The sequence below is a fragment of the Magnetofaba australis IT-1 genome, from assembly GCF_002109495.1.
GTDB classification, from domain to species: Bacteria; Pseudomonadota; Magnetococcia; order Magnetococcales; family Magnetococcaceae; genus Magnetofaba; species Magnetofaba australis.
The window spans coordinates 634,767-647,270 of the sequence record NZ_LVJN01000020.1 but is presented as its reverse complement, the minus strand read 5'-3'; the positions used below and the strand labels follow the sequence as shown (position 1 = coordinate 647,270).

Below are 12,504 nucleotides of genomic sequence, written 5' to 3'. Positions count from 1 at the left end.
CATGGATGACAAACGCAAAACCGCGCTCATGGCGATCCTGTGGGAGATCCTGCAGGAGCACCCCCAGGGCATCCGCGAATTCGACCTCTACCAGATTCTCGCCGACCGCGAAATCCCGCCATTCGCCAAACGCAAATTGGGCGACCCCAAACAGCTGTTCGAAGTACACTTTCTGCTGTTTCACCTGCTCCACCTGCTGCGCCGCCAGCAGGTAGAGCAGGGCGTCGCCGATCTGGAGATTCACTGCCTGAAGATCGTCATCACGCCACTGGCCACCGCAACCAGCAGCGAAGTGCTGCCGCAGCCCGCCTCCAAGGTTGACGCCTACTATCTGGATGATTCGCATCTGGAAAATGTGACGCGGGAGATGGTGGAGGAGATGCTCGACAGCTTCTGGAAGCGCTTTGACCGCTACGACAAGCGCGATGAGGCGTTGGCTGAGTTGGGATTGCCGGGCCATGCGACTCAAGAGACCATCAAACGGCGTTACCGCAAGCTGGCCATGGAGAACCACCCCGACCGCGGCGGCGACGCTGAGCGCTTCCGCCGCGTGGCCGAAGCCGCCGACGTGCTGCTCAACATGTAACTATAGAGAGTCAAAACAAAAACTGGACAGAATGGCTAATGTTTGCGTGACGTAGATTGAACTTGCGCTGACTATTGGCCGCCGACTGGTCGGCGGCGGGGTGATTCGGGCCATCCATGGCCCTCACCCTTCGGGCTCGCTTGCGCGAGTCCGATTTGGCAATCCTGCCAAATCGTCTGGGGGCGTTGCGCCCAGCGGGTGTGGGCGGAGCCCACGCTTTGGATTTTGACTTTGGGAGCTCGAGGGCGTAGCCCTCGATATCTTTCATGACCAAAACCCAAACAGTCCGATTCTGATTTCAACTGACAATACAACCGCTGCGCATCACGCCTGAGCGATTACCCACACACGCGATTGCGCCCAGCCTGTTTGGCTTCGTAGAGATATTGGTCGGCATGGTCGATCATGGATTGCGGCGTGGACTCATTATCGCTCTGCGCCAGCCCCATAGAGAGGGTGATATGGGGCAACGGCACGCCTGCATGGTCGAAAATGGCCAGTCGCTCCACTGCGCGACGAATGCGTTCGCCCGCCTCATGGGCCTGCTCCAGGGTGGTCTGCGGCATCAGCACGGCGAACTCCTCGCCGCCATAACGCACCGCGCGATCGTGCGAACGCGCCATCTCGCGCAGGCACTGCCCCAGCGCCTTGAGCGCCTGATCCCCGGCCTGGTGCCCGTATGAGTCGTTGTAGGTTTTGAATTTATCCACGTCAATGAGCGCCAATGAGAGCGGCTCGCCGCCCGCTTCCACCGCTTCCTGCACCCCCAAAGCCAGCGCTTCGTCGAACCAGCGGCGGTTGTAGCAGCCGGTGAGCGCATCGCGATAGGATTGCGCCTCCAGCACATCGATACGCTCCCACTGCGCCACCAGATTCTCGGTGTTGTTGCGCAACCAACGCACCACGATGCGCATCAAATTGCGCCCCACCACCCCGGCGCGCTCCACCAGACGCCAAAACGCCTCATCCTCCACCGCGATCAACCGCGTCGGCTTGTTCCCCGCCAACACCCAGGCGCTGGGGCGCGCATGCTCGATCACCGACATCTCGCCCACCGACTCGCCCGCCTGCACCCGGCGCAGCAACGGCCCGCGAATGTGCTTGACGCGCACCTCCAACTGGCCGGAGAGCACCAGATAGAGATGGCGATTCTCCTTCTCCGGCGACAGCAGCAGCTCACCCGGCGCCAGAGTCACTTCACGCGCATGCTGTTCCAGAACCGGCGCCAGCAGCACAGGATCAACGCCTTCGAATACTTGGACTTTTGCAATTTCTTGAGGGTCAAACAAAGACATGCCCGCTCCTAAACACAGCAACGGCGTCACACAAAACGCGATGACGGAAAATTAAGGGGAATCAACCAAGTGGGTGCGCAAACAACAAAATAAACCTGACCGCGCCACAAAGGAACCCCGGCCGCGCCGCCAGACAACAAACAAAGAGCGCCGCCCGAAGGCGGCGCTCAGCATGACAAGAGAGCGGGAATTACTCCACGACGATGCTCGGCCCTTTGGGCTGACCCGCGCCTTCAGCCAGTTTCTCGGAGACGCGTTTGGCGATCTCCATATAAGCGCGCGCCTGCGGGCTATCGGGGTTGGCCACCACCGTCGGCGCGCCCGCATCGGCGTCGATGCGGATCTGCTCGATAATGGGGATGTGGCCAAGGAACTCAATCTGCGAAGATTGCGCCTCTTTCTCGGCGCCGCCATGGCTGAAGATCTCAGCCCGATGGCCGCACTCGGGGCACTCGTAGTAGGACATGTTCTCGATCACCCCCAGCACCGGGGCTTCCACCTTGTGGAACATGTTGATGCCCTTGCGCACGTCGGCCAGGGCCACATCCTGCGGGGTGGAGACGATCACCACCCCCGCCAGGGGGATCTTCTGGGTCAGGGTCAGCTGGGCGTCGCCGGTGCCCGGGGGCATATCCACGATGAGGAAATCCAGCTCGCCCCAGTCGATGTCGCGCAGCAGCTGCTCGACGGCCATGCCCACCATGGGGCCGCGCCACACCATGGGCGTATCCTCAGGCATAAAGAAACCCATGGAGATCGCCTTGAGGCCATGGGCCTCCATGGGCGGAACCTTCTTACCCTCTTCGGCCTTGGGCTGTTCGTGCACGTTGAGCATGCGCGGCAGGCTGGGACCGTAGATGTCAGCGTCGAGAATACCCACGGACGCGCCTTGCGCGCGCAGCGCCAGCGCCAGATTGACGGCGGTGGTGGACTTGCCCACCCCGCCTTTGCCTGAGGCCACGGCGATGACGTGTTTGACGTGGGGAATCAGGGGTTCAGGCGGCGGCTGTTGGCCGTGACCCGGTTGTCCGTGTCCTTGCATAATCTCTCTCCAAAAGCATCGTTGCGGCGTGAGCAGAACTCCGCCGGTGGCTGTGGGAATCGTCGCCCGGACTGACAAAGCCGCGCCCGGCGTTGAAAACGCGCGGGGGCAAAAAATATCGCCGTTGGATGGGCTCGGCGCCGGGCTGGCGCAGTCGCTGATAACATTAGCGCAACGCCCCGTTGCGTCAAGGCGTTGCGTCAGAGCCCCGCAGCGATGGGCAAGTTCCGTTGCGCGCCATTTTTCCCCACGGCGCCTGGATAAGAATTCGCTTATGCAGAATCGTTTCGTGACATTCAGACAAAACTCCCTTATATTTGAAACTCGATTTCTCCCGGTTTGCAGTTCAAACCCTTGAAATCACTCGCAATTAAGAATTCTCTGAAAAGCTGAAACGCTCGCACAGCCCGCACCTCGGGGTCCTCCCGAATGGTCCGCGCCGCGCACCCAGGGAGAGCCCTCATGACGGAAGTCTCGTTTTCCAACTTCCTGCTGATTCTTATCAGCACCGTATTCGTCAACAACTATGTGCTGGCGAAATTCCTCGGCATCTGCCCCTTCCTGGGGGTGTCCAAAAAGGTCGAGACCGCAGTGGGCATGACCTACGCGGTGATGTTCGTGATGACCCTGGCCTCGGTGATCTCCTGGCTGGTGCAGCACTACATCCTCGACACGTTCGGGCTGGGGTATTTGCAGACCATCTCCTTTATTCTCATCATCGCCTCGCTGGTGCAGTTGACGGAGATGGTGATCCACAAGGTGAGCCCGGTGCTGTACGCCTCACTGGGGATCTTCCTGCCGCTGATCACCACCAACTGCGCCGTGCTGGGCGTGGCGCTGCTCAACATTCAGCAAGAGAACTCTTTCCTCAACGCCACATTCTACGGCATTGGCGCCGGTTTGGGCTTCGGCCTGGTTCTGATTCTGTTCGCCGGCATGCGCGAACGCATCGACCTGTCGGACGTGCCCGCCCTGTTCAAGGGTTCGCCCATCTCCCTGATCAACGCCGGTCTGATGTCCCTGGCGTTCATGGGCTTCGCCGGCTTGGTGAAATAGGAGAGCAGTCATGATCGAAGCGATTCTCAGCATGGGCGGCATGGCCCTGGTCGCCGGTTTGGGACTGGGTTACGCAGCCAAGAAGTTCCACGTGGAGGGCGACCCCATGGTGGACAAAATCGAGGCGGCTCTGCCCGCCACCAACTGCGGCAACTGCGGCTACCCCGGCTGCCGCCCCTACGCCGAAGCGCTGGCCAATGGCGAAGCGGAGATCAATCTCTGCACCCCTGGCGGCAAGGATCTGATGGAGGATCTCGCCGCCATGCTGGGCGTTGAGCCCGCCGCCATGGAGGACTCCGGCCCCACCGTAGCGTTCATCCGCGAGACCGATTGCATCGGCTGCACCGCCTGCATCAAGGCGTGCCCAGTGGACGCCATCGTCGGCGCCAACAAGCAGTCCCACACCGTCATCACCGCCGAGTGCACCTCCTGTGAGAAGTGCATCGAGCCCTGCCCGGTGGACTGCATCGATATGATCCCGGTCAAAGAGACGCTCTACGACTGGCAGTGGAACAAACCCGCCGGACCGGCGGCCCCCACCGTCCATTAAGAACTTTCCGTCGCGCCACAGGCGACGATGTTTCGCGGGCGGTTCCCCTCCGGTTCCGTCGCCCGCGCCGGGACCCCTGCGGTCCGGGCCACACTGCGTAATGAGGTGTTCGCATGGGTATTGCGGCCAAGGTGCTGCGCGCCTTTCATGGCGGGGTGCACCCCGAAGAACATAAGGATCTCTCGCAATTCTGCTCCATCGAATCGGCGGGAATCCCGGACAAGCTCTATGTGCCGTTGCATCAGCACATTGGCGCGCCCTGCGATCCGGCGGTGGATCCGGGCGAAACGGTCAAGAAGGGACAGCGCATCGGCAACCCGGTGGGCTTCATCTCCGCCGCCGTGCACGCCCCCACCTCGGGGGTGATCGAAGAGATTGTCGACCACCCGGTGGGCCACCCCTCCGGTTTGACCATGCTCTGCGCGGTGCTCAAGCCCGACGGCAAGGATGAGTGGATCGATGGCCTCAAAGGCATCGCCGATCCCTTCACCGCCGAACCCTCCGCCATCCGCGATGCGGTGCGCGAAGCGGGCATCGTCGGTCTCGGCGGCGCCACCTTCCCCAGCTTCGTCAAACTGTCGCCCCCCGGCGGCAAAGTGGCGCAGATCCTGATCCTCAACGGCGTCGAGTGCGAACCCTATCTGACCTGCGACGCGCGCCTGATGGAGGAGCAATCCAAGCAGATCGTCGACGGCGCCGCCATCATGCTGCACGCGCTGCAGACCAAAGAGTGCGTCATCGGCATCGAGGACAACAAACCCGCCGCCATCGCCGCCATGCAGCGCGCCTGCGCCGACCACCCGCAGATCACCGTGCAGGCGCTGCCGGTGATGTATCCGCAGGGCTCGGAGAAGCAGCTCATCGAAGTGATCACCGGCAAGCAGGTGCCCTCGGGCGGCCTGCCCATCGACGCCGGCGTCATCTGCCACAATGTCGCCACCGCGCTGGCCATCAGCGAAGCGGTGCGCGAAGGCAAACCGCTGATCTCCCGCGTGGTCACCATGACAGGACTGGGCATCACCCGCCCGGCCAACTTCGACACCCTCATGGGCACTCCGGTGCGTCACCTCATCGACCTGTGCGGCGGCATGAAGGGCAACACCACCCGCATGGTGATGGGCGGCCCGATGATGGGCGTGGCCCTGCGCGACATGACCGCGCTGGACGTGCCGGTGGTCAAAGGCACCTCCGGCATTCTCTGCCTCACCGCCAAAGAGGCGACCGAGAAGCCCGAGCAGCCCTGCATCCGCTGCGGCCACTGCCTGGAGGTGTGCCCCATCAGCCTGATGCCCTCGGAGATGGCGTGGCTGGCCAAGAGCGATGAGTTCGACAAGCTGCAGGAGTATGACATCTTCGACTGCATCGAGTGCGGCTCCTGCTCCTATACCTGCCCGGCCAACATTCCGCTGGTGCACTACTTCCGCTACGGCAAGCTGTCGATCCAGGCCAAAGAGCGCAACGCCCGCAAGACCGAGCTGGCCAAGGCGCGCACCCAGGCCAAAGAGGAGCGAATGGCCAAAGAGAAGGCCGAGCGTGAAGCCAAGAAGAAGGCGCTGAAGGCCAAGACCGCGGCCAACAAGCCCGCTGCCGCTGCCGAGGCCAAAGCGGACGCGTCGGCAGGCGGTGACGACAAGGCGGCCAAAGCCGCCAAGGCCGCAGCCGCCGCCAAAGCCGCGCGCGAAGCCAAAGCCGCTGCCGCTGGCGGCGACGCCGCCGCTCCGGCCGATGACAAAGCAGCCAAAGCCGCCAAGGCCGCAGCCGCAGCCAAAGCCGCCAAAGCCGCGCGGGAAGCCAAGTTAGCCAAAGAGGCCGGCGCCGCCGAAACCTCTGATGAGACGCCCACAGCCGCTCCGGCCGATGACAAAGCGGCCAAAGCCGCCAAGGCCGCAGCAGCCGCCAAGGCGGCCAAGGCGGCGCGGGAAGCCAAACTGGCGCGGGAAGCCGCAGCCAAGGAAGACGAGCAGGCGTGAACCCGTGGCATTGACCGCCAAATCGGGGCATTGACCACCAATCGGGATAGATCATGAGCAGCTTGACATTTAGTTCTTCGCCCCACGTGCATGGCGGCGACTCCATACCCAAGGTGATGCACACGGTGATCGCCGCGCTGATGCCGGCCACCCTGCTGTCGGTGGGCCTGTTCGGCTTCCCGGCGCTGCTGGTGATCGTCATCACCACCGCCGCCTGCATGGTGACCGAGTTCATCGCCAACGCCCTGCGCGGACGCCCCTCCACCCTGCATGACGGGTCGGCGGCGCTCACCGGCATCCTGCTGGCGCTCACCCTGCCGCCCCACAGCCCCTGGTGGATCTGTGTGGTGGGCGGCGTGTTCGCCATCGGCGTGGGCAAACAGGTCTACGGCGGCCTGGGCTACAACATGTTCAACCCGGCCCTCATCGCCCGCGTATTCCTGCTGATCTCCTTCCCGGTGGAGTTGACCACCTGGCCGGAGGTGTCGCCCATCATCGGCGACAACGCCTTCAGCTTCATGCAGTCGCTCTCCATCATCTTCTCCGGCGACTACGGCTCGGCGGCCATGGACACCATCACCGCCGCCACCCCGCTGGGTCACTACAAGACCGAGATGGGTCTGGGCCGCACGGTGCATGAAGCGCTCATGACCACCTTCGGTTTCGACTACATCAACGCCGCCTCCGGCGAGATGGGCGGCTCCCTGGGCGAGACCTCGGCCATTCTGTTGCTGGGCGGCGGTCTGTACATGATCCATAAAAAGCTGATCGGCTGGCACATCCCCGCCGCCATGCTGGCGGGCTGCCTGCTGCCCGCCGCCATCATGTGGCTGGTCAATGGCGACAAGTACCCCGATCCGCTGTTCCACCTGCTCACCGGCGGCCTGATTCTGGGGGCCTTCTTCATGGCCACCGATATGGTCACATCGCCGGTGACGCCCCGCGGTCAGATCATCTTCGGCGCCGGTTGCGGCTTCCTCACCTACGTGATCCGCACCTGGACCGGCTACCCCGAGGGGGTGAGCTTCGCCGTGGTGATCATGAACTGCGCGGTGCCGCTCATCGACCAGTACACGCGCCCCGTGGTCTACGGCAAGAGCAAGCGCGCCAAGGAGAACGCCTGATGCAGATTCTCAAAATGGGCATTGTGCTGACCATCGTGGGGGCCGTGGCCACCACCGTGCTGGCCAGCGTGTATGACGTCACCAAAGGGCCCATCGCCGAAGCCAAGCGCCAGGAGGTGCTGGCCGCGCTCAAAGAGGTGCTGCCCCCCGGTTTCGATAATGAACCCGACCGCGACACCGTGGTGCTGGTGGACAAGCGCCTGCACCGTAAAGAGAAGCCGGTCACCTTCTACCGTTCGCGCATCAGCGGCGAAGTCACCGGCGTGGCCTATGTGGTCACCGCCCCTGACGGCTACTCCGGCGACATCGACATCATGATGGGTCTGAACACCGATGGCGTGCTGACCGGCATCAAAGTGGTGGCCCACGCTGAGACGCCGGGGCTGGGCGACAAGATCGTCGTCACCGACTGGCCCGAATCGTTCAAGGGCGAAAGCCAGAACAGCGTCAAATGGGCGGTGAAGAAGGATGGCGGCCACTTCGACCAGTTCGCCGGCGCCACCATCACCCCGCGCGCGGTGGTCAATGCGGTCAAGCGCGGTCTGGACTTCTTTGCCGAAAACAAAGCCAAGTGCCTGGCCGACCCCCCGGCCAAGGCCGACGACAAATCCTAAAGGCAGGCCGCATCGGTTTGCTTTGTGAGCGAGCATCGCTTGCCCCCAACAGGGAGGCTGGAACATGAGTGAAGAGACCCCTAACAGCAAGATCATTGCTGACGGCATTTGGAACAACAACGTGGTGTTCGCCGCGCTGCTGGGCATGTGCCCGCTGCTGGGCGTGACCACCACCGCCATGAACGGCATCGGCATGGGGCTGGCCTCCACCGTGGTGCTGCTGGGCGCCAACACCGTGGTGGCCACGGTGCGCAACTTCATCCCCAGCGAAGTGCGCATCCCCTCCTACATCGTGGTCATCGCCAGCTTCGTGACCCTGGTGGACCTGACCATGAACGCCTGGATGCACGACCTGCACAAAGTGCTGGGTCTGTTCATCCCGCTGATCGTGGTGAACTGCGCCATTCTCGGCCGCGCTGAGGCGTTCGCCTCCAAGACCACGGTGTTTAAAGCCGCCGTTGATGGTCTGGCCTCGGGCCTCGGCTTCACCCTGGCGCTGTTCCTGCTAGGCGCGGCGCGGGAGATCCTCGGCGCCGGGCAGGTGTTTGGCGTGGATATCTTCAACGACAGCTTCCACCCGGCGCTAGGCTTCGTGCTGCCGCCGGGCGCCTTCATCGCTCTGGGCTTCATTCTCATGGCGGTCAAGTGGATCGACAAGAAGCGTGAAGAGAGCGCCGAGAAGAAAGCCAAAACCAAAACCAAAACTCCTGAGCCCGAGCCGGCGCAGGCGTAACGGATCTGTTGTTTTCCGTTGACAAGCCAGCGTCGACTCACCAGGTCGACGCTGGCTTTTTTTATTGCATGAAGAGTTTATTGGCGAACGTCGTTGCCCGCCTGCAACAGGTTGGCTATAAAGATTTCGACGTTCCACTTCCACCCCACCTGTTTTGAATTGGAGCAAAGACCATGGGCATCCTGTCCGAGCGCGTACAACAAGTAAAACCCTCCGCCACGCTGGCCATCACCGCCAAGGCCAAAGCGCTCAAAGCGGCAGGCAAGGACGTCATCGGTTTGGGCTCCGGCGAGCCCGATTTCGATACCCCTGAGCACATTAAAGAGGCCGCCATCAAGTCGCTGCGCGACGGCTTCACCAAATACACTCCGGTGCCGGGCGTGCCCGCCCTGCGCGAAGCGGTGGCCGCCAAGTATCTGAATGAGTGCAAGCTGGAGTACGCGGTGGATGAGACCATCATCACCGTGGGCGGCAAGCAGGCGTTCTACAACCTGGCCCAAGCCACCATCAATCCCGGCGACGAAGTGATCATCCCCTCGCCTTACTGGGTCTCCTATCCGGATATGACCATCCTGGCGGGCGGTAAACCGGTGTTGGTGGATTGCGGCGAAGAGAACGGCTTCCGCATCACCCCGGACCAACTGGACGCGGCCATCACCCCCAAGACCAAATATCTGGTGCTGTGCTCGCCCTCCAACCCCACCGGCTCCGCCTACCCCGACTGGGAGCTCAAGGATCTGGCCGAGGTGCTGCGCAAGCATCCCCACGTGTGGGTGATCAGCGACGATATCTACGAGAAGATCGTCTATGACGGCTTCAAATTTCACAACATCCTCACCGTCGCCCCGGACCTGAAGGATCGCACCGTGATCCTCAATGGCGTGGCCAAAGCCTACTCCATGACCGGCTGGCGCATCGGCTATGCGGTGGGTCCGGCGGATGTGATCAAGGGCATGAGCAAGATCCAGGGCCAGAGCACCTCCAACGCCACCTCGTTTGCGCAGATGGGCGCGCTGGCGGCGCTGACAGGCGATCAGGGCGTGATCAAGCCCATGCTGGAAGCCTTCGTGGAGCGTCGCGACTACGTGGTCAAGCGTCTCAACGCCATGCCCGGCGTGAGCTGCCGCAAACCCGAAGGCGCCTTCTACGCCTACCCGTCGGTGAAGGGCTTCATCGGCAAGCCGGTTCCCGGCGATGAAGAGAAGATCATCACCGACTCCCTGGTGCTGGCCGACTACCTGCTCGAAGCGGTGGGCGTGGCCATTGTGCCGGGGGTGGCGTTTGGTCTGGATCCCTTCTTCCGCCTCTCCTACGCCACCAGCATGGAAGATCTGGTGGGCGCCATGGACCGTCTGGAGAAGGTGGCGCAACAACTGGCCGAAAGCTAAGCGTTGCGGCTGCATCGCAGCGCCTGCGCAGTCAACGCGCGACCCCCGCCCTGGCGGGGGTCGTTTGCGTTGGTCGCCAGTGCGCCCCCCGCTTGATGGGCGGCGGCGACTGTGTTAGATTTTTTCGCCTGCCTTATGGCCGCTTGGCCTGAACAATCCAGTGAACTCTCCCGCATCCGAAACGGAGCGATCATGTCCATTACCGAAGAAACCGTGCGCAAGGTCGCCACACTGGCGCGTCTGCAGATCTCGGACGAAGAGACCGCGCTCTACACCGAGCAGATCTCCCGCATTCTCGACACCATGGAACAACTCAATGCGCTGCCCACCGATGGCGTGGAGCCCATGGCCCATGCGGTGGAGATGGCGATTCCTGAGCGCGCCGACGTGGTCACCAACGACAATAAGCGCGAAGCGATCCTGAGCAACGCCCCGGACGCCGCCGATGGCTGCTTCCGCGTGCCCAAGATCATCGAATAAGCTTCGCCCTCCTCTTTTTTTGCCTATGACCGGGAGCCTGTTTCCGTGGAACTGACCGACCTGACCCTGCGGCAGATCGCCGATAAACTCGCCGCCAAAGAGATCTCCGCGCGGGAGTTGACCGACGCCTATCTGGCCCGCATCGAACAAGACAATGGCCGCCTCAACGCTTATGTAACCGTGGACGCCGATGGTGCCCGCGCCGCTGCCGACGCCGCTGATGCGCGCATCGCCGCAGGCGACGCCACGCCGCTCACCGGCGCGCCCATCGCCCACAAGGATCTGTTCTGCACCCAGGGGCTGCGCACCACCTGCTGCTCCAACATCCTCAAAGAGTACATCCCGCCCTACGACGCCACCGTTACGCGCAAGCTCAAAGAGGCGGGCGCGGTGATCCTGGGCAAGAGCAACATGGACGAATTCGCCATGGGCTCCTCCAACGAGACCAGTTGCTTTGGCGCGGCGCGCAATCCGTGGGATACCGAGCGCACCCCCGGCGGCTCTTCCGGCGGCTCGGCGGCGGCGGTCTCCGGCGCGCTGGCGGCGGCGGCCACCGGCACCGATACTGGCGGCTCCATCCGTCAGCCCTCAGCGCTGACCAATCTCACCGGATTGAAGGCCACCTACGGGCGCATTTCGCGCTTTGGCATGATCGCCTTCGCCTCATCGCTGGATCAGGCGGGCCCCATGGCGCGCTCGGCGGAGGATGCGGCGATTCTCCTGCAAGCCATGGCCGGTCATGACCCGGCGGACTCCACCAGCATCAACGCCCCGGTTCCCGACTACAGCGCCGCCCTCACCGGCGACGTCAAAGGGCTGAAGATCGGCATCCCCGCCGAGTACTTTGGCGAAGGGCTGGAAGCAGAGACCCGCGCGGCGGTGGAGCAGGCGCAAGCGGTTTACAAGCAGTTGGGCGCGGAGTTGGTCCCGGTGTCGCTGCCCAACACCGACTACGCCATCCCCACCTACTATATCCTGGCCCCGGCGGAGTGCTCGGCCAACCTGTCGCGCTACGACGGCGTCAAGTACGGCCATCGTTGCGAAGATCCGCAGGATTTGACCGACCTCTACTCGCGCACCCGCGCCGAGGGCTTCGGCGCCGAGGTCAAACGCCGCATCATGCTGGGCACCTACGCGCTCTCTTCGGGTTACTACGACGCCTACTATCGTAAGGCGCAGAAGGCGCGGCGTCTGATCAGCAATGAGTTCGCCGAAGCGTTCAAGCAGTGCGACGTGATGCTTACGCCCACCTCGCCCAGCACCGCGTTCAAGTTTGGCGAGAAGATCAATGATCCGGTGCAGATGTACCTGACCGACATCTTCACCATCAACGTCAATCTGGCGGGTCTGCCGGGGATGTCGTTGCCGTGCGGTTTCGACAGCCAGGGGCTGCCCATCGGCATGCAGTTGATTGGCAAGGCGCTGGACGAAGCGACGCTGCTGAACACAGCCCACGCTTACCAGCAGGCCACCGACTGGCATACCAAGCGCCCAGGTTAAATAGAACGCTGGAAACTAAACAGGTGGAAAAGTCGGACATTTATGGCCGACTTTTCTGGGGTCTGGGGGCCGCGCCCCCAGCGGGGTTTGGGGCGGAGCCCCAAGGTTTGGCGGTTGGGAGCTTGAGGGCGAAGCCCTCGATATCTTTCATGATTCCAAACAACTC

General features: G+C 62.9%; 12 protein-coding genes. 10 read left to right on the top strand and 2 right to left on the bottom strand.

Going from position 1 to position 12,504, the window contains the following annotated elements:
• Position 1: 1 nt before the first annotated feature.
• Positions 2 to 586 (top strand): DNA-J related domain-containing protein, encoded by a 585-nt coding sequence (locus MAIT1_RS15095; protein WP_085444389.1) that lies wholly within the window; start codon positions 2 to 4, stop codon positions 584 to 586.
• Between the two features lie 338 nt (positions 587 to 924).
• Here MAIT1_RS15095 and MAIT1_RS15090 read toward each other — a convergent pair whose 3' ends face one another.
• Entirely contained in the window at positions 925 to 1,881 is a 957-nt protein-coding gene (locus MAIT1_RS15090; protein WP_085444388.1) for a GGDEF domain-containing protein, read from the bottom strand.
• 190 nt (positions 1,882 to 2,071) lie between these two features.
• Positions 2,072 to 2,923 carry an Mrp/NBP35 family ATP-binding protein gene (locus MAIT1_RS15085; protein ID WP_085444387.1) on the bottom strand — a complete coding sequence of 284 codons (852 nt, stop codon included), beginning with the start codon at positions 2,921 to 2,923 and terminating at the stop codon, positions 2,072 to 2,074.
• A gap of 462 nt (positions 2,924 to 3,385) precedes the next feature.
• On the opposite strand from MAIT1_RS15085, the gene rsxA reads away from it, so the two are divergent.
• The 9 genes from rsxA (at position 3,386) to gatA (ending at position 12,338) form a co-directional block, all read left to right on the top strand.
• Entirely contained in the window at positions 3,386 to 3,979 is a 594-nt protein-coding gene (gene rsxA, locus MAIT1_RS15080) for an electron transport complex subunit RsxA (RefSeq protein WP_085444386.1), read from the top strand.
• Between the two features lie 10 nt (positions 3,980 to 3,989).
• The gene (gene rsxB / locus MAIT1_RS15075) at positions 3,990 to 4,529 is read left to right on the top strand and encodes an electron transport complex subunit RsxB (protein ID WP_085444385.1); all 540 of its coding nucleotides are present in this window, start codon (positions 3,990 to 3,992) and stop codon (positions 4,527 to 4,529) included.
• 113 nt (positions 4,530 to 4,642) lie between these two features.
• On the top strand, positions 4,643 to 6,499 hold the full coding sequence (gene rsxC / locus MAIT1_RS15070) for an electron transport complex subunit RsxC (RefSeq protein WP_085444384.1): 1,857 nt from the start codon (positions 4,643 to 4,645) through the stop codon (positions 6,497 to 6,499).
• A 53-nt stretch (positions 6,500 to 6,552) separates the two neighbouring features.
• Positions 6,553 to 7,623: an RnfABCDGE type electron transport complex subunit D gene (locus tag MAIT1_RS15065; protein ID WP_085444383.1), complete on the top strand. Its 1,071-nt coding sequence runs from the start codon at positions 6,553 to 6,555 to the stop codon at positions 7,621 to 7,623.
• Positions 7,623 to 8,237, top strand: coding sequence for an electron transport complex subunit RsxG (gene rsxG, locus MAIT1_RS15060; protein WP_085444382.1), 615 nt, complete (start codon positions 7,623 to 7,625; stop codon positions 8,235 to 8,237). Before MAIT1_RS15065 ends, rsxG begins: the two co-directional genes overlap by 1 nt.
• Before the next feature lie 64 nt (positions 8,238 to 8,301).
• Positions 8,302 to 8,970 (top strand): electron transport complex subunit RsxE, encoded by a 669-nt coding sequence (gene rsxE, locus MAIT1_RS15055; RefSeq protein WP_085444381.1) that lies wholly within the window; start codon positions 8,302 to 8,304, stop codon positions 8,968 to 8,970.
• A gap of 173 nt (positions 8,971 to 9,143) precedes the next feature.
• Entirely contained in the window at positions 9,144 to 10,358 is a 1,215-nt protein-coding gene (locus tag MAIT1_RS15050) for a pyridoxal phosphate-dependent aminotransferase (RefSeq protein WP_085444380.1), read from the top strand.
• Positions 10,359 to 10,550: 192 nt separating this feature from the next.
• Positions 10,551 to 10,838 carry an Asp-tRNA(Asn)/Glu-tRNA(Gln) amidotransferase subunit GatC gene (gene gatC, locus MAIT1_RS15045; protein ID WP_085444379.1) on the top strand — a complete coding sequence of 96 codons (288 nt, stop codon included), beginning with the start codon at positions 10,551 to 10,553 and terminating at the stop codon, positions 10,836 to 10,838.
• 51 nt (positions 10,839 to 10,889) lie between these two features.
• The gene (gene gatA, locus MAIT1_RS15040) at positions 10,890 to 12,338 is read left to right on the top strand and encodes an Asp-tRNA(Asn)/Glu-tRNA(Gln) amidotransferase subunit GatA (protein WP_085445908.1); all 1,449 of its coding nucleotides are present in this window, start codon (positions 10,890 to 10,892) and stop codon (positions 12,336 to 12,338) included.
• Positions 12,339 to 12,504 lie beyond the last annotated feature (166 nt).